Source organism: Vibrio alginolyticus NBRC 15630 = ATCC 17749 (assembly GCF_000354175.2).
Taxonomy (GTDB): Bacteria; Pseudomonadota; Gammaproteobacteria; order Enterobacterales; family Vibrionaceae; genus Vibrio; species Vibrio alginolyticus.
This window is the reverse complement of record NC_022359.1, coordinates 718,470-735,748: the sequence shown is the minus strand read 5'-3', so window position 1 is coordinate 735,748 and position 17,279 is coordinate 718,470. Positions and strand designations below refer to the sequence as shown.

The 17,279-nt window shown below is 43.7% G+C and carries 12 protein-coding genes and 1 pseudogene; 8 read left to right on the top strand and 5 right to left on the bottom strand.

All coding sequences use genetic code 11. The features are described from left to right. The 4 genes from N646_RS18685 (at position 1) to N646_RS18670 (ending at position 5,922) form a co-directional block, all read left to right on the top strand. Positions 1-660 (top strand): HAD family hydrolase, encoded by a 660-nt coding sequence (locus N646_RS18685; RefSeq protein WP_017819801.1) that lies wholly within the window; start codon positions 1-3, stop codon positions 658-660. A 192-nt stretch (positions 661-852) separates the two neighbouring features. Then, complete coding sequence (locus N646_RS18680) at positions 853-1,509, top strand: TetR/AcrR family transcriptional regulator (RefSeq protein WP_021707693.1); 657 nt, start codon at positions 853-855, stop codon at positions 1,507-1,509. Then, entirely contained in the window at positions 1,496-2,824 is a 1,329-nt protein-coding gene (locus tag N646_RS18675; protein ID WP_017633564.1) for an efflux RND transporter periplasmic adaptor subunit, read from the top strand. The genes N646_RS18680 and N646_RS18675 overlap by 14 nt, the downstream gene beginning before the upstream one ends. Beyond that, complete coding sequence (locus N646_RS18670; RefSeq protein ID WP_017819800.1) at positions 2,821-5,922, top strand: efflux RND transporter permease subunit; 3,102 nt, start codon at positions 2,821-2,823, stop codon at positions 5,920-5,922. The genes N646_RS18675 and N646_RS18670 overlap by 4 nt, the downstream gene beginning before the upstream one ends. Before the next feature lie 483 nt (positions 5,923-6,405). Here the strand turns inward: N646_RS18670 and N646_RS18660 are convergent, their stop codons facing one another. The 4 genes and pseudogenes from N646_RS18660 to N646_RS18645 form a co-directional block, all read right to left on the bottom strand. Next, positions 6,406-7,269, bottom strand: a complete 864-nt coding sequence (locus tag N646_RS18660; RefSeq protein ID WP_017819798.1) for a hypothetical protein — start codon at positions 7,267-7,269, stop codon at positions 6,406-6,408. 395 nt (positions 7,270-7,664) lie between these two features. Then, a complete protein-coding gene (locus N646_RS18655) occupies positions 7,665-7,931 on the bottom strand; it encodes a hypothetical protein (protein WP_005373876.1) in 267 nt (88 codons plus the stop codon). A 324-nt stretch (positions 7,932-8,255) separates the two neighbouring features. Beyond that, positions 8,256-11,413 (bottom strand): annotated as a pseudogene (locus N646_RS18650) (efflux RND transporter permease subunit). Positions 11,414-11,426: 13 nt separating this feature from the next. Continuing rightward, entirely contained in the window at positions 11,427-12,584 is a 1,158-nt protein-coding gene (locus tag N646_RS18645) for an efflux RND transporter periplasmic adaptor subunit (RefSeq protein WP_017819797.1), read from the bottom strand. Between the two features lie 518 nt (positions 12,585-13,102). On the opposite strand from N646_RS18645, the gene N646_RS18640 reads away from it, so the two are divergent. Both N646_RS18640 and N646_RS18635 read left to right on the top strand, forming a co-directional pair. Then, positions 13,103-14,620, top strand: coding sequence for a phospholipase D family protein (locus tag N646_RS18640; RefSeq protein WP_017819796.1), 1,518 nt, complete (start codon positions 13,103-13,105; stop codon positions 14,618-14,620). 90 nt (positions 14,621-14,710) lie between these two features. After that, complete coding sequence (locus N646_RS18635) at positions 14,711-15,298, top strand: class I SAM-dependent methyltransferase (RefSeq protein ID WP_017819795.1); 588 nt, start codon at positions 14,711-14,713, stop codon at positions 15,296-15,298. 54 nt (positions 15,299-15,352) lie between these two features. Here the strand turns inward: N646_RS18635 and N646_RS18630 are convergent, their stop codons facing one another. Continuing rightward, positions 15,353-15,823, bottom strand: coding sequence for an ASCH domain-containing protein (locus N646_RS18630; RefSeq protein WP_017819794.1), 471 nt, complete (start codon positions 15,821-15,823; stop codon positions 15,353-15,355). Between the two features lie 200 nt (positions 15,824-16,023). Here N646_RS18630 and N646_RS18625 point away from each other — a divergent pair, with 200 nt between their 5' ends. Together N646_RS18625 and N646_RS18620 are read left to right on the top strand one after the other, a co-directional pair. Then, positions 16,024-16,869 carry a tetratricopeptide repeat protein gene (locus N646_RS18625; RefSeq protein ID WP_005373890.1) on the top strand — a complete coding sequence of 282 codons (846 nt, stop codon included), beginning with the start codon at positions 16,024-16,026 and terminating at the stop codon, positions 16,867-16,869. A gap of 13 nt (positions 16,870-16,882) precedes the next feature. Next, positions 16,883-17,278: a DUF2391 family protein gene (locus N646_RS18620; RefSeq protein WP_005373896.1), complete on the top strand. Its 396-nt coding sequence runs from the start codon at positions 16,883-16,885 to the stop codon at positions 17,276-17,278. Position 17,279: the final 1 nt, after the last annotated feature.

Genomic DNA, 17,279 nt, shown 5'->3' with positions numbered 1-17,279 from the left:
ATGTCCAAACCTTTGTATGTTTTTGATATGGATGAAACCCTAATAAACGGCGACTGCGCAATGATTTGGAACGAGTTTATGGTTGAGAGAGGCATCGCGACTGATCCTTTATTTATTATGGAAGATCAGCGTCTAATGGCCTTGTACTCTGAAGGCAAAATGGACATGGAAGATTACCTAGCGTTCTCCATGAAGCCACTAGAAAACATGCCGATTGAAGAAGTAAACGCCTTGGTTGAAGAATGTGTTGAAAGCCATATTTTGCCTAAACAGTTCCCTCAAGCCAAAACCCTGATTGAGCAACTGTCTCGTGATGGTATAGATATGGTTATCATCTCTGCCAGCGTCACTTTTTTGGTGGAAGCCGTTGGTCGCCGTCTTAATATTCCAACCGCACTCGGAATTGATTTAATCGAGAAAAACAACCGTTATACTGCTGAAATCGACGGTATCCCGAGTTATCGTGAAGGCAAAGTCACGCGATTAAAACAGTGGCTAGAAAATCAGCCTGAGCCTTATTCCGAAATCCATTTCTATACCGATTCAATCAACGATTTACCACTTTGTGAATACGCGAACTACGCTTATCTGGTAAATCCATGCCCACAACTAAAAGAACACGCCAACAGACCGAATTGGAGTGTGTTAAGTTGGGGGTGATATAGCCTCACAAGACCGTTCTTCCTAAGTAAATACTTTTCTATTTGTTCAAAGAGCAGTTCTTTCTGCTCTTTTTTACTTCTCTTCTTCACAAATTAATCACTTGATTAAATACTGATTAATTTTTCACATGTCGCATGAGAAATCAGCGTCTTATAATTAATCAAATGTTTAATATTTTGAGAGAAGATTGTGACGGAAGCGCATCGAAGGGCGGGAAGACCCACAGATAATATCGACGCAAGGGAAAAACTGATTTTCCACGCGCGCGAACTCTTCACCATTATGGCTTATGACAAGGTCTCTACTCGCCTAGTCGCGCAGAAAGCAGGCGTGAACGTGGCGATGATTCGTTACTACTTTGGCAACAAAGAAGGCTTGTTCGAGACCATGTTGCGCGAAACACTGTCACCGATGCAAAAGCAGATGCAGACGTTGGTATCCAACAGTAACGAGCAAAACTTTCTCGATCTAATGCGCACCTACTACCGCGAAATGATCAAGGTACCACAGTTCCCACGCTTAGTTGCCCAAGTTATGAATATGCCCCCATCGGAAACCCAACGCAAACTGCTCGAAAAAGTCTTCGCAGATATCAGTAAGCCAATGCAAGGTGTGATCTTTGATAAGTTGATCGACAGTGGCGTTTTACGAAAAGACGCCGACCCTCAACTTTGTCGCGTCTCTTACATCAGCTTGATGGTATTTCCTTTTATGGCACCACCAGCACTGCTCGCCATTCATGGCATTGAACTTTCTGAAGCCTTCTTGAACCGATTATTCGAACACAACATACAACTGATGAAACATGGATTTTTAGACTCGGGCGACCAATATGAAGATAAATAAAAAGCTGCTGTTCTTTCCTGCTCTTGCGGTGGGGGTCGTCATTCTGTTTTTGGCGATTAGCCTCAAACCAGATTTGCCCGTAAAACCCGCTGGAGATCGTGCACGGTTGGTCGAGACGATTCCACTTGAGCTCAAAGCCATTGCTCCAGTAGCCATAGGGTTTGGCAAGATCGCCCCAAAAGTGGAATGGAAAGCGATAGCCGAAGTGACGGGGAAAGTGGTCTACCGCCATCCGCAGCTGGAAAAAGGACAAGTGTTGCAAGCAGGGACAGAAATCTTGCGAATCGACCCACTCGATTACGAACTGAAACTGGTTCAAGCTCAAGCCGATCTCAAATCTGCTCAAACCTCTCTGGCTAAGCTGAACCAAGAAGAAGCGAATCTCAAAAGCACACTCAAGATAGAAGCCAACCGTCTGGTTATCGCCAACAAAGAGTTAGACCGTAAACAAAACCTACGTAAAAAAGGCCTAACCTCGCAATCGGATGTAGATCAGCAAGAGCAAAGCGCGCTCTCTCAACGTAAATTAGTGCTGGATATTGAAAATCAAATTGGTTTGATGCCGGATGAGAAACGAGTCGCGGAAGCCCTAGTTAAAGTTAATGCATCAAAAGTGGATGAGGCCGAACGCTCGCTTGATAAAACCATCATCACGCTTCCTTACGATTTGCGTATTGCTGACGTAGAAATTGAGAAAAAGCAAGTGGTTAACCTCCAACAAACCATGGTGACAGGACATGGTATTGATGTCATGGAAGTGGAAGCTCAACTATCCATTCATGACATGCAAACTTTGGCGGCGAGCATCGGTGAGTTTGTCCGCGATGAATCTGGTATTCCACAACCTGATATGAATGCGATTCATGCCAACATTGAACTCAGCAGCGGTAACCTCTCTGCAAGCTGGCCTGCGAAAGTTGCACGCATCAGTGAAACGGTTGATCCAAGCCAAGCGACTGCCGGTGTGATTCTGGAAATTGAACAAGACTACCGTGCATTAAACCCAACGTCTGCGCCTCCATTGGTGAACGGCATGTTTGTGCGTGCCTTGATTGAGGGACAAGAGAACCCGAGTTGGGTCATCCCAGAGCGTGCGCTTCATGGCGATAAGATTTACCTGATGGGAGATGACAACCGTCTGCAAGTCGTCACGGTTGAAGTGTTATATCGCCGCAATAACCAAGTGGTGATCGATGGTGAACTAGAGCAAGGTCAGAAGCTGATCATCAACGATTTGCTGCCCGCAATTAACGGCATGCTATTGAAAGAGTCACCTGAACAGTCAGAAGCCACTATTGAGGAGTCTGATTCATGATCCGATTCTTCGCCAAGCATCCAACAGCAGCCAACTTGCTGATGCTAACGCTGCTGATATTGGGGATTTCTTCACTTTCCACGATTAAGCGTGAAACTTTTCCTGAGTTTGATCCGCCCTACATCCTAGCTGGTGTGGTTTACCCAGGAGCTTCCCCGCAAGAAGTCGAAGAGAGTATCTGTGTCCGAATGGAAGATGCTGTTGATGGCCTTGCTAACATTGAAGAAACGCAATGTGAAGCGATAGAAGGCTCTGCGCGTCTTATCTTAAAACTGAATGAAGAAGCCGACATTGGGCGCATGTTGGTTGATGTTCAAACCCAGATCAACTCGATAAACGACTTCCCACAAGAGATTGAATCTCCTGTGGTCCAAGAGCTCGATTGGAACGAGCCAGTTGTGGATGTCGCGATCACCGCAGATACCACATGGCCAGAGCTAAAAGCGTATGCCGAACAGCTTAAACGCACGTTAAAAATCGATTACGATGTCTCTTTGGTTGAAGTTGCTGGCTTCTCTGACCACCAATACCGAGTAGAGTTAGACACTCAAGCTATCCGACAACTTGGTTTGAGTGTTGGTGATATTGCGGACCAGATTGGTCGTCAAAACGTCAAGTTGCCAAGTGGCAATGTCGAAACGCCAGATAAGAACTTTCTGATCCGCTTTGACGAACGACGCGTGACGCCGGAAGAGCTTGAGACTATCGTCGTGGGCTCTGGTACAAATGGCTCAATCATCCGTCTAAGAGATATTGCGACGATTACCGACCGGTTTGAATTGGACGAACAGAAAGTCCTCTTCGATGGTCACCCTTCTGCCCTACTAAAAGTCAGCAAAAACAAAGAAGATGACGCACTGCGTATCAAGGAACGGGTTGCTCAATTTGTCGAAGAACAACAAGCTATCGCGCCAGACGGTGTGATGCTACAAATGACCAATGACCTTTCATCTGTGCTTTGGGATCGCCTGACCATGATGGTCAAAAACGGTTGGCAAGGTATCATTCTGGTTTTCGCCACCATGTGGTTGTTCTTTAGTTTTCGCTACTCTTTTTGGGTCGCAGCTGGTTTGCCCGTAGCCTTCTTAGGTGGGTTATTTTTGATGGCGCAACTTGGCCTGTCCATCAACATCATGTCTTTGGTCGGGTTACTCATGGCCATCGGTATCATGATGGATGATGCCATCGTTATTGCCGAATCGATTGCCGCTCACCTCGACCGAGGAGAAGAGATCGATGATGCCGTTATCAAAGGAGTGAAAAAGGTACTGCCAGGGGTAATTTCTTCCTTCCTAACTACGGTGTGTATTTTTGGTAGCTTGTTATTCCTGCAAGGTGAAATGGGTGCGGTACTTAAAGCAGTTCCTCAAGTTCTGATCCTCGTTTTGAGTTTGAGTTTGGTGGAAGCCTTCTTGATCCTACCTAACCACCTTTCTCATTCGCTACATAAACAAAAGCAAGAGCGAACAACACCGAAGTTCAAACAAAAGCTGCTCGCTTCTTTTGAAAACTTCCGCAACACCACCTTGGTCAACGCAGTAGATAAAGTGGTCGAGTATCGCTATGCCTTTATGGGTGGCGTGGTTGCCTTGCTTCTTATCTCCGCGGCCACGTTAGTAGGTGGTTTACTCAAGTTCCAACCCTTCCCTGAATTGGATGGCGACATTGCAGAAACGCGTATTATTCTTCCTCCGGGTTCTTCTCTGTCTCAAACGGAAGCTGTCGTCGATAAGATCGTCGCTTCCGCTCAAAAGCTAGATAAAGAATGGACAGAGAAAGTGGAAGACGGCAATCCATTGGTTCTACACATCACCAGTCAATTCAACGCTAACGCCGACGCGAATGAATCTGGCCCTCACATTGCCACGGTACGTCTGGATTTGCTGGGTGCAGAGAGTCGTAACACACTCATCGATGAATTTATCGATGCATGGCGTGAAGACATTGGTGAACTTGCCGATCCTATCTCGCTGGTATTTAAACAACCGACCATGGGGCCGGGTGGACGAGCGATCGAAATTCGAGCGAAGCATGATGAACTGGATGCGCTCAAAGCCGCCTCTATCGACATTCAACAATACTTAAATGAGTTTGACGGTGTCCATGGCGTGTTGGATGACATGCGTATGGGTAAAGAAGAAGTCTTGGTAAAACTGCGTCCGGGCGCAGAAGCTTACGGGATTAACGGCCAACTCATCGCCAATCAATTGCGTGCAGCTTTCTTTGGCCAAACCGCAGACGAGATCCAAGTTGGGGTAGAAAACATTTCAATCGAAGTTCGCCTCGATAAAGCACAAGCCGGTGACTTACAGCAATTGGCAAACTTTCCTATTATCTTGTCCGATGGCAGTCAAATCCCCCTCGCAACCATTGCGACTTTGGATTTCCAACGTAATTACGTAAGAATCCAGCGCATTGATGGCTTGAGGACTGTGAGCGTATTCGGCGATATCGACAATACGAAAGCCAACTCAACCGCCATTATTCGTCAGTTCCAACAGGATGAAGCGCCAAAGCTTATGCAAAAGTATCCCGGTCTTCGCTTCGATTTTGAAGGTGAAGCCAAAGATACCGCTGAAACTGGCGCATCAATGGGTAAAGGCTTCTTGCTTGGTTTGTTTGGCGTGTTTGCGATTCTGAGTTACCAATTCCGCAGTTATTTGGAACCATTCGTCGTCATGCTTGCGATTCCCCTCGCTTTTATTGGCGTGGTATGGGGACACATCCTACTCGGTCACTCATTAAGTATGCCAAGTATGATGGGCTTCGTCTCATTAGCAGGGATTGTGGTGAATGACTCGATTCTGTTAGTTCAGTACATACGCCATCATGTGGATGAAGGGGATAATGTGCATGACTCGGTAGTCAAAGCCAGTCGGGAACGCTTTAGAGCAGTATTCCTAACATCAATGACCACTGCAGCAGGTTTGCTTCCGTTGCTGACTGAAACCAGTTTGCAAGCACAGGTTATCCAACCACTGGTTATATCCATCGTGTTTGGTATTTTCGCATCCACTCTGCTGGTGTTGTTTATGATCCCTGCCGCGTATGCCATTTTAGCTGACTTCGGCCTAGTCCATAAACACGAAGAAATCTAAAACGACTGATAAGTACATTTATCAAAATGAACAAGAGCGGCTTAGGTCGCTTTTTGTTCGATACCAATACGTTAAAAAAACACACAATCACTTAACAAACAGAGGGTTATTGTATCTCATTAAGTGTGAATATGAACAGTTAAGGATTAAGTATGTTGAGTTTTATATAACCAAATCAAATAACCAACACAAGATTTATAATATGTCTTATTGTCAAAAACGGCATTTCACAGAGTAAAAATACACGTAGGCAACACATTCACAATTTAAACTCACGATAATGAAAACATTGATTGAAGAATTAACATTTTAACAATGATTACAACAATGTTAACTTTAGCCTCGTTGGTCGCGCTGGTGGTAAGCCTCTCACCAAGCCTATTGTCAGTTTTATATGGACGTTCGACCACCTCCAAAATGAATAGACACCCAATTTGGTGCCCTTTTTTCGCCCGTGAAAGCATTCTTCGCGGGCTTTTTTCTTTAAGTTAAGTATGAACGCTCTGGATCAACTTTTTTTGCCAACCTTTCGGATTTGGAGGTAGTATGCGAATCAATAAGCGGAGACAGTGCTAGCAACTCTAAAACATTTTTTTCAAAGATTTCATCCGCGTGTCTTACCCAATCTAAAAACTTTTTTTGAGCAAACATAGGCTCGATTTCATATAAAAATTCAATACTAAAGTAAAACTCATTTTTGATAGGCAAATTGTACACTCTTCGATAGTCTTTTTTATACTCCAAATTTCCTTCTACATATTTTGAAAATGTATTTTCACCAATCTTGATATCTTGGCATTTGATTGGAGGGTAACCACGAAGAAACTCTCCTACAAGGAACTCTTCTTTCGCTCTCTTTTTTTCTTCGTTTATCGGGTCCATTCCCCAACGATGATTTGCATACGCAATGGCATCATTCATCAACTCTGTATGATCACCTTTTCGAGAGCCGTCAGGTGACTCTACAGCATGATAAAAACCCACGTACTCGTTCTCTATAAATGAAGATAGTTGATTAACACTAGTAATATATTTATCTGAAGATTTAATCCTTAACCGAATATATAAGCCACCTTGTTTATTGATTGGTAATAGTGGATTTATTATTTTATTTTGAAAAGAGAAATAAATCGTGGCCAATTTTATAAACTTTTCATGCCGCTCTACTTTTGAATCAATATTGAATCGTTGTAATTCAATAAAATCTTGGTATACATGACCTTCATATATATTGTTCGGACATTCAAATGATAGTACTAAGTCATCTATCTGGAATACATTATGTAACAAGTGTGCAAAATCTGGTTTCCCTCTAAAACCATCTTTACACATTTTAATAAAACTCATATGTCTATCTCTTATTCTTCAAATATGCATCAATACCTTTAAACGAGAGCCTGCAATATGAGTTCTAATTCAAGTAAAGGTAAGCCACATACTAAGGTATTATGAAGGTCAAAAAGGAGATCGGATCTTTTCTAAATTTTAAATATCTAACATCACCTCCACTTTACTGAAATCTACACTTTTAAAAGTTACATCCGCTCCATCCAGCAATAGCTCATCAAACACGCCAACTATTGATAATGAGCTTGAGGATCTGATCCCTACCCATGAAATGAGAAACAAAAAAGCCAGCCTTAAAAGGCTGGCAAGTAGAGCAACAAGGTCAGTGCTTACTGCTAACTAACACCGAACTCGTATTGGATTCATTTTCGTCTGTTAGTCTCTTTTATCGGCGTTTATGACTTGCTTGCTTTCTCTTTGTGGCACGTTACCTTTACTAACTGTTCTTGCTCATCTTTAATGTTTTTCACGATACGCTCATCACGTGCGTGAATGGCATCCATGTTCATTTGCTGAATATCTGCTATAGCTTCATGTTTCATCTCAGAAAAGTCCTGACGTAAATCTGAGCTCCACTCCTCTTTGTCTAAAGTGTTAGCAGCAGCGATCGGTGATGACATTACAGCAATAAGACTTAGAGTAGATAGAAATACGCTTTTCATAATAAGCTCCTTGAGGATTAGCAGTTAATTTTAATTACAACTTATATATTGCACATACGATGCCAACTTTTATTTTGTTATTTTTCAACAACTTAAACAAACCCTCATGTTCAACGTTATCTTCGTCTGGTAAATTTCGCTAACCAAGTGTCAAATTAACCATACGAATTTAAAACATTAGAAACATACACATTAGAAATACTTTGTCAGGCAGTTTTCTCATCAGATAACTACGTAACTGCCCACTAAAAAATCACTTTGAATCAAAATGCGGAAACAAAAAAGCAGCCCGAAGGCTGCTCCTAATCGTTAACATCAAGCTTGTTAACTCGATACGCTTGCTTCAACGCTCGACGTCACTGGCGACTTTCTGAAACGATTAATCAAACGATGGATAAACCTCTTAATCGATCTGAAAATATTTTTCATATCTTCAAGCATTAAATACAAACAAGGCACCAACACTAAAGTCAGAACCGTTGCGTACAACACCGCAAAGCCCAAAGCGACAGCCATCGGTATGACAAAACGCGCCTGCAAACTCGTTTCAAACATTATCGGCAATACACCCGCAAACGTCGTTATTGAGGTGAGCGTGATAGCTCGAAAACGAGCACAACCCGCCTCAACAACCGCTTGTTTGATGTTCATACCCTTTTCTCTCACTTGGTTTACGTAATCTGTCATAACCAGAGAGTCGTTGATAACCACGCCAGCAGCGGCGATCAAACCAAATGTCGACATCATACTGATGTCTAAACCTAGCCAGAAATGGCCCCAAATCGCCCCCGTCAGACTAAACGGAATGACGGACATTACAATCAAAGGTTGGGTATAACTTTTTAACGGTACAGCTAACAAGATGTAGACGATGATCATGCCTGCAATAAAGAACAAAATCTGTTCATTACGCTGCGCAGCCTGCTCTTCAATATCACCACCCAATTCTGTTTTCACACTCGAGAACGCTTGCTTCATATCCGGTAAGATATTGTCGTCAATGACCTTCACGATTTCTTGAGGTTCAACCAATTCTTCGTCTATCGAACCATAGACATAAACGGTTTGATACCCGCCTTCACGTCGAATGCTACTCACGCCCGGCTGCTCGTTGATCTTCACCACATCACCTAGCATGACCTTCTTACCTGCTGGTGTGGTAATCACAGCGTAACGCAATGATGAGAATGCTTCACGCGTCAATTGCGGGTAACGCACCATAACTTTAATTTCTTCACCATCACGAATAATGCGCTGTGCTTCGCCACCATAAAAGCTGCCACCAACTTGCTCTGCGATCATGGTAAGATCCAGACCGAGATCGTACGCTACAGGCGCAAGAGACAGGAGTACTTCTTTGCTTCCAGAATCAATAGAAGATGAAATATCATATAACCCTTCTTCCTGCTGTAAACGCTCTATCAAGTAACGCCCAGCCTCGTTGAGCTCATTGATGTTAGAACCAAACAACAAGTAGCCAAACTCATCCCTGTCACCACCACCCGCACTCTGCTCGCGGATTTTGATGCTCTTCATACCTGGAATAACAGGCATAGCTTCACGCCAACGTCGAGCCAGTTCAAATGTATTGAACGGGCGTAACTCTTCATCAACCAGAGGTACTAATACACGACCTTCGGTGCGGCTTCTGTTGTACGACAGCACATCACGAATCATTCCTTGACCATGTTCTGCAATGGTCTCAGATTCGATCTTTTGCATGACACGTTCAATAGTCTTGAGTGCACTGATTGTCTGCTCACTTGAAACGGTATCATTCATTTCAATAGTGATCGCAGGATAGTCAGTCGGCACTTTAGGGTTAGGGATCACCCGAACATAATTCGCGTTGATCAAAGCCGCGCTGATCAGCAGTAAACCACAGAACACCGCAAACACTGTCCAGCGCCAATGGGTGCATGTTGTTACAAAGTTACGATATGGACCATTTACAAAACCAAAAAACGTTGGTTAAATCGGTCACGCCAGCCACCTGGTTTAACTGGCTTAAAATGGGTATGCGCCAAGTGCGCTGGTAGGATCAACTTTGATTCAATCAAACTGAAGATCAAACAAAGAATCACGACCCCCGCAATACCATAAAAGAAGGCACTATCAATACCGCTAGACAACAAGAAAGGGGCAAACACCGCAATTGTGGTTAACACACCGAAAGTGGCTGGTGTGGCAACACGTTTTACACCACGAACCACGTTTTCGACGCCACCGCCTTTTTCTTCAATTTCGCTGTAAGCGCTCTCTCCCATCACGATGGCGTCATCAACTACAATACCGAGCACCATGATGAAAGCGAACAGCGAGACGATGTTCACTGTAATACCCAAAGCTGGCATCATCATCACCGCACCAAGGAAACACACTGGTAAGCCGATCATTACCCACATAGCCAAGCGGAAACGTAGGAAAATGGTCAGCATAATCGCGACTAATGCAGCGCCTTGCAGCAAGTTTTTCAACATCATGTCGAGACGCCCATTTAAATAATAAGTCGTATCAACCAAGACTTTGAGCTTAACATCCTGCGGCAATGTCTTGTTTTTTGCTTCAATATAATTACGAACGGACTGTGCAACAGGGATAATGTTCTGATCACGAGTTGCTTCAACAGACATGTAGATCGCATTTTGACCTGAGTATTCAAAGTAGCGCTCTTCTTCCGTAAAGCCATCTTTTATTGTGGCAATATCTTGCAACAGAACCTTTGCACCATTTGCGCCAAGCTTTACAGGAATATTTCTAAACTCATCACCACGGTAGTATTGGTTTTCAATCCTTACTGCAATCATCCCTGAGTTTGTTTTTACTTCGCCCGCAGAAAAGTTGGCTGAGTAACGGCTGATCGCGCTGCTGATATCGCTCAACGTCAGGTCGTATTTACGAAGAACAAGTGGGTCAACTTCAATCGCTATTTCTTCTTCTGGCGCACTCAGATACACCAGCATGACGTTTTCTAACTGAAGTAATTCATCTTCGATTTGCTTAGCAATCGGTTTAAGCTCCTCGAGCGGTCGGTCCCCGACTAATCCCATTTCGATTACATCTTGGCGCCATTCAACTTGGTAAACATTGATTGGTTCCATACCCGCTGGTAAGTTAGACAAGGTATCAATACGTTGATTTACATCATCTAAGACACGCTTGATATCGGCATTAACGTCTACCTCGATAGAAACATACGCGCTACCTCTAGAGGCCGTTGAGACTGCTTTTTTAATCCCGGTGACGTCTTTAATCGATTCCTCGACCTTAACGAGAATACTCTCTTCTATCTCTTGAGGAGAAGCGCCAGGATAAGCCGCACGAACATCAATGTAGTTCACCTCAATATTCGGAAACATCTGCCTTTGAATAAAGAGAAAACTCACCACACCCATGATAATGATGAACACCATCAAAAGGTTGGCAGCGACGGGGTTATTCGCAAAATAGGCAATTAAGCCCTTTTGTTTAGTATCTTCCATGACAAACTCCTACTTACTGTACGACGGTTTCGGAGTCGTCACTCTTTTTTGCGATTTGTACCGCCATGCCTTTTTGAGGGTACTCTGGTAAGGTCAGTACCAACTTATCACTTTGCTCTAAGCCTTCGCCCACCAGCAAAAACTCACCTTCTGCTCTCAAAACCGTGACAGTTCTGGGTTGAAGTTGATTATCGCCATTCACCACCCACACGGTACGGTTTTTAACTAATTCCTGTGGCAAGCGGTAGATGTGCTTAAGTTCCTTACCAGTGAAGCTCACTTCAACGTAGGAGCCGAATTTAATTGGAGGCTGCTGGTTATCGACACCGTATGGGTCCGCGATTTGAATGACCATGTTAATCATTCGGGTAGCGCTATCAATCATGCCTAGATCACGAACTACTCGACCTTCTCTAGTGGTAGAAAACACACCTTGCTGCGTCACTGTCGCAGTGAGTTCACCAATGGATTCGGGTAAAAATGCACTATCAAAACCGGCAATGGGTACGTGCACCTCTGCCACTTCGATGTTGTTTAACGTGGCAACTCGAGAACCAGATGTAACAAATTGACCAACACCAATATCACGCTCAACAACCAGCGCATCGTAAGGTGCAACTACTTTGCAATTTTCTAACTCTCTTTTTGCTCGTTTGAGTGCCGCTTGAGCCGACTTCACTTGCGCTTGTGCGCTCAAAACGTGAGGCTTGCGTAAATACAGATCCGTCACTTGCTTATCGCTCAGTCTCTTTGCCTGACGTTTTGCCACTTCGGCTTTCGCTTGTTCCTCAATCAAGTTTGCGCGTGCACTAGCTAAATCGGCTTCAGCTTGTAAAACCGACGCTTCATAGTTGTCACTTTCAATTGTGAAAAGAACCTCTCCTCGTTTTACGATGCCACCCGTCACAAAATTCGGGTGCCAACTTTTAACTTCACCACTAACTTGCGCGGAAAGGTGTGTTTTTTCAAAAGGGACTAATTCACCGTGACTGGTAATCACCACTTTGTGATCGGTAGGAAAAAGAGAAGAAGCCTGAACAGTAGGTTCTGTAATTGCATCTTTGGTTGACTCTTTTTCCGGCGCAGTTGCGGCAATTGCAGCATATCCTGCATAAGAGCCTCCAACGACGACGAAGGGTAAAAGCCAACGTAATATGGGTTTTGCTAACATCGAAAATCCTTTTTTATTGTTGTTTTCAACACCACACTTTTATTCAGTCCATTGCTCCCGGTAAGCATGGTGGTGAGAGAATTGAATTTGAATAAACATCAAAGCGGCACTTGCCTAGTCTTTTAAGCAGCGAACTAGATAGTTATTGCCAATTTAAAGTTAATAAAATTAACAAAAAATTAACCAACTGCGCAAGTTGCTCTGACTTAACTTTTATTCTAAACAGCAAATGACATGCCAAGCATTTATTTATTAGAAATCATATGGTTATATAAAAAGCATTATTTTATCCAGTGTGCTATTGGTCATAATCACCAGATATTAGTGATTATGACCAATACGGCCATAATGATAATTAAAATAAATGATTATCTGCGCTCTAAAAGTTGAACTTAGTGCAGGCTCTATGGCAATTCATTGATTAATCGCTCGTTATCAAACGGTTCTGGGTGCATGTGGCGTCAGCTTAAGTCTATAATTTGGAGTAGGTAACACTCTGTAAGACAAGGAAATGTGCTTTGTTACAAACGCTCGCCAAGTTGCTCTTCCCCTCGCTGCTCACTATTTTATCGGCATGCTCATCCGTATCGTTGAATGACGCCAGTGAAAAGTCCACCAGCTTTCAGCTCGGTTATCAAAAGGATTCTGTTCTTGCGCAGTACTTTGAAGCTTACGGGAGAGACCCTAAGTCCATAACTGGCTTTGCACCGTTAAATCAGGGACACGATGCCCTTCTTGCTCGAACCTCTTTGATCGAGTCCGCCCAGAAAAGCCTTGATCTTCAATACTATATTTACCGTGGTGACGAAACGAGTCAGCTAATAACGTGGCGCTTGTATGAAGCGGCAAAGCGTGGTGTTCGAGTAAGGCTGTTGCTTGACGATATGCAAAAGCGAAACGACGATGTGATGGCTGCCCTCAATGCACATCCTAATATAGAAATCCGCTTATTTAACCCGCATCAGTATCGCGACTCCCGTTGGTTCGCTCTTGCTAGCGATTTTGAACGTCTTAATCGTCGTATGCACAATAAGTCTCTGATTGCAGACAGTGTTTCCGCCATTGTCGGAGGTAGAAATATCGGCAATGAATACTTCTCTTTTGAATCGCAAGTTGAGTTTGGTGATTTTGATCTTCTGCTCTATGGTGAGGCGGTACAACAAACTGCCGATCAGTTCGACCTCTACTGGAATAGCGCCTATTCGATACCAATGGAATGGATTACACCGAATTCACAGCAAATTACCGACCAAGCGATTCAAAAGCAGGTCAATAAACTCCGGTTAGAGGAAAAGTTTTCAACCGGCCGCTATGACTTCACTCAACTGGATATGTACCAAGATCTAAAACAAGGCAAACTCAAGCTCTACTGGGGAGAAGCGAAAGTATGGTTTGATCTGCCCGATAAAGTCGCGACCCGAGAGAGCCAACTTATTGATAATTTAACGGAGCTGGTTAAAAGTGTTGAGGATTCATTTGTGCTCATCTCTCCCTATTTCGTTCCAACTGAAGTAGGTACTCAAGCATTAAGTAACGCGGCCAAGCGAGGCGTTGATATCACGATTGTGACCAATAGCCTCGCGTCTAACGATGTGTTTGCCGTGCATGGTTGGTACGCAAAATATCGAAAAGATCTACTCGAAGCTGGAATCAAGCTTTGGGAAGTAAAAGCGAGCGCAAAACTCAAAAGTAAGTGGAGCCTCACGGGGAGTAGCAGAGCAAGTTTACACGCTAAAGCAATGACGATTGATAACAAAACACTTTTCGTTGGTTCGATGAACTGGGACCCACGTTCGGCCGCTTTGAATACCGAAATGGCCGTTGTTATCGAACAGCCAGAATATGTGCAAATGTTTCTAGAACAACTGCCGAATCAACTGTCGAGTAACGCCTATGCCTTAACTCTGCGCGACGGGGACATTGTCTGGACCGACGTAAAAACAGGCGAAGAATACGACTCCGAACCAGAAGCAGGAGTATGGCGAAAAATGGGCGCTTGGTTCTCCGGAATATTACCGATTGAAGATCAGCTATAACAGCTGCCAATACTGCAAACCTCCCCAGTCAAGCAAAACAAAATGGACGCTAGTTTTGGGCAGGGGACACAACCAACATAAGGAAGTTCAATGCCAGCGCAATGGAATGAATACTATCAGAAAATTTTAAGCCAACCTCACCGCCCAAACGTGGAAAATGCCGTAAACCAACTTAAGATAGAAGGCAAAGTCGCTCTTGATATTGGCTGCGGAATAGGTCGAGACAGCCACTTTCTACTCGAACAGGGATTTAAGGTTCACGCATGTGATAGCAATGAAGATGCAGTAAAAACTTGTTTAACACGCTTTGAAGGTAATAAACGATTTTCGGTTTCGCAGTGCTGTTTTACTGAATTTAATTACCCTCAGTGCAGCTTGGTTATCGCAAATGCCAGTTTGTTCTTTTGCCCTGATACAGGCTTCAAACAAGTCTGGACAAAAATAGACAGCGCATTACAACCGGGCGGTATCTTCTGCGGCGATTTCTTGGGAGTGAAAGACTCCTGGGTTACCTCCGAAATGCACCCAAACATTACCGCATTAACAAAAAAGGAAGTGGAAAGCTTATTCGAAGGTTACGACCTCATTTCATTGCATGAAAGAGATGAAGACGGGACCACTGTAGTAGGAAGCCAAAAACATTGGCACATGTTTAGTGTGACCGCTCGAAAGCGCTAAAAATGGTCTCTCAGTAAAGAAAGCAGCACTTCAAATCAGTGCTGCTATCAGAGATTAATTGACGGGATACACCACTTCAAAACGCTCTAAAACCAGCGTACGTTTCTCATGCCAATCGATGTTCAACTCATCGCATTCAGCTTTAAAAAATGCAGTATGAGCATCACGCCACCAGTTTAAGGTTCTATCACCTTCGCCTTCTGCGTAGGCAAACTCTGCGGTTACATTCTCATATTTGCATGTACTTACGTCAGTAATTCGTATCACGCAAACCGGGTCCCCATCCCAATTCGTCACTACTTGTAAATGACCGACTTGGGGCATGGTTTCACCATGTTCTCGATACCAAAGCTCCAAACTGCACGATGCAGTTTTCTGTCCAATACGAACCAAGTCTGCGCATACATTCGCGTTGTATTCATCGGCACAATAATAGTCAGCACTGACTGATGGTACAGCTTCCCTTTGTTCTGGTGATAATAATTCTAGGAATTGTTCTAAGTAATCCTTAGCTCGCGCGTCCATGCTCACTCCATTAATCATAAATTCGCAAGGAGGATAAAAGATATCACAACAAATAACCACCAGGAACAAACTGAAAAACAACAAGAATATGACTTCTACGAAGACGACTGTTATTTCTTTTGTAATAACTTTGCTAAACGTTTGTGCTATTTGCTATTGTTGCATGGTCTATCTGTACTCTTCTCGTGAAAGGACGTTATATGCGCTTATTTATTGGTATTTTTTTCTCGCTGATACTTGCCTTGCCAACAATGGCATCGGAGGAAAAGTATTCAGAATCGGATCTGTTAGATAGACCATTAATGGAACGCTATATTTTAGATGAACTAAAAGCGCTGCGTCAGGACTATCAAAGCCTAGAAAAGCGAATGATCACAGAGATCACCGATCGCGAGCTAACGGTCGCAGATAAATCGTTGAACTATGCCAACGTGACCGTTACATACTTCTTCTACATCATTGCTGGTGTCGCATCTCTGATTGCCTTTGTCGGATGGCAATCTCTGCGTGAGTTTAAACACAACACCAAAGAGATGGCTGATAAACGATTGGAGAAGATCGCCCAAGAATACGAGAAAAAGTTTGTCGCCCTTGAGCGAGATTTAAAACGCAAAACTCGCATTATCAGTGAAAACAACAAAGAAATTGAGAAAATCAACGAGATCCATAACTTATGGCTACGTGCACAAAGCTCTCAAACTCCAGAGCAACGTATCGAAATCTATGATGAAATCTTGTTAATTCGTCCAGGTGATTTAGAAGCGTTGACGTACAAAGCCGACGCAGCGATGGAAATCAACGAATACCATTGGGCACTTAGCATTTGTAACCGCGTACTTGAAGTCGATTACACCAACGGCCCTGCACTGTATCAACGCGCGTGTGCATACTCTCGCCTTGGTATCGAAGAGCAAGCTATTGAAGACTTGGAACGCGCAATTGAATACAGCCCATCCATTCGTGATTTACTTGCCGAAGAACGAGACCTCGAATTGCTGCACGGTAATGAGCGTTTTGAAAAGCTCTTACATCTAGCAAGCGAATAATGGAATAAACAGCATGAGCAGCCACTTTAATCTAGAAGACGCTAGCCAAGTATTGGTTGGCGCTTTTGCCCTAGCAGTCCCGATCTCATTTTCGGAGGAAGCGTGGCGATTGGGTGAGAGCCTACCAATGGCAAACTTGCTCATGCTGTTAAGTCTTTCTGTCATTTTCCTCAGTTTTTTCGCGTATCAAAGCGTGTTTCAAAGCCACATCAAGAATCGCGTATCCATCTTTATTTTTCGTGTGGTTATCGCGTACCTCATTGCGGCCGTTGTGGTAGCGTTAGTTCTTTTCTGTCTTGATAAACTGCCACTCATGAATGAGCCTTTGGTTGCGATAAAACGCGTTATCGTCATCACAATGCCTGCTTCGATGGGCGCGATCGTAGTCGACAGTTTCGACAAAGAATAGA

What these genes read in the sequence shown, in the direction of transcription:
- N646_RS18685 (WP_017819801.1), top strand. Translation starts at nt 1, where the DNA reads ATGTCCAAACCTTTGTATGTTTTTGATATGGATGAAACCCTAATAAAC.
- N646_RS18675 (WP_017633564.1), top strand. Translation starts at nt 1,496, where the DNA reads ATGAAGATAAATAAAAAGCTGCTGTTCTTTCCTGCTCTTGCGGTGGGG.
- N646_RS18670 (WP_017819800.1), top strand. Translation starts at nt 2,821, where the DNA reads ATGATCCGATTCTTCGCCAAGCATCCAACAGCAGCCAACTTGCTGATG.
- N646_RS18660 (WP_017819798.1), bottom strand. Translation starts at nt 7,269, where the DNA reads ATGAGTTTTATTAAAATGTGTAAAGATGGTTTTAGAGGGAAACCAGAT.
- N646_RS18655 (WP_005373876.1), bottom strand. Translation starts at nt 7,931, where the DNA reads ATGAAAAGCGTATTTCTATCTACTCTAAGTCTTATTGCTGTAATGTCA.
- N646_RS18645 (WP_017819797.1), bottom strand. Translation starts at nt 12,584, where the DNA reads ATGTTAGCAAAACCCATATTACGTTGGCTTTTACCCTTCGTCGTCGTT.
- N646_RS18635 (WP_017819795.1), top strand. Translation starts at nt 14,711, where the DNA reads ATGCCAGCGCAATGGAATGAATACTATCAGAAAATTTTAAGCCAACCT.
- N646_RS18630 (WP_017819794.1), bottom strand. Translation starts at nt 15,823, where the DNA reads ATGGACGCGCGAGCTAAGGATTACTTAGAACAATTCCTAGAATTATTA.
- N646_RS18625 (WP_005373890.1), top strand. Translation starts at nt 16,024, where the DNA reads ATGCGCTTATTTATTGGTATTTTTTTCTCGCTGATACTTGCCTTGCCA.
- N646_RS18620 (WP_005373896.1), top strand. Translation starts at nt 16,883, where the DNA reads ATGAGCAGCCACTTTAATCTAGAAGACGCTAGCCAAGTATTGGTTGGC.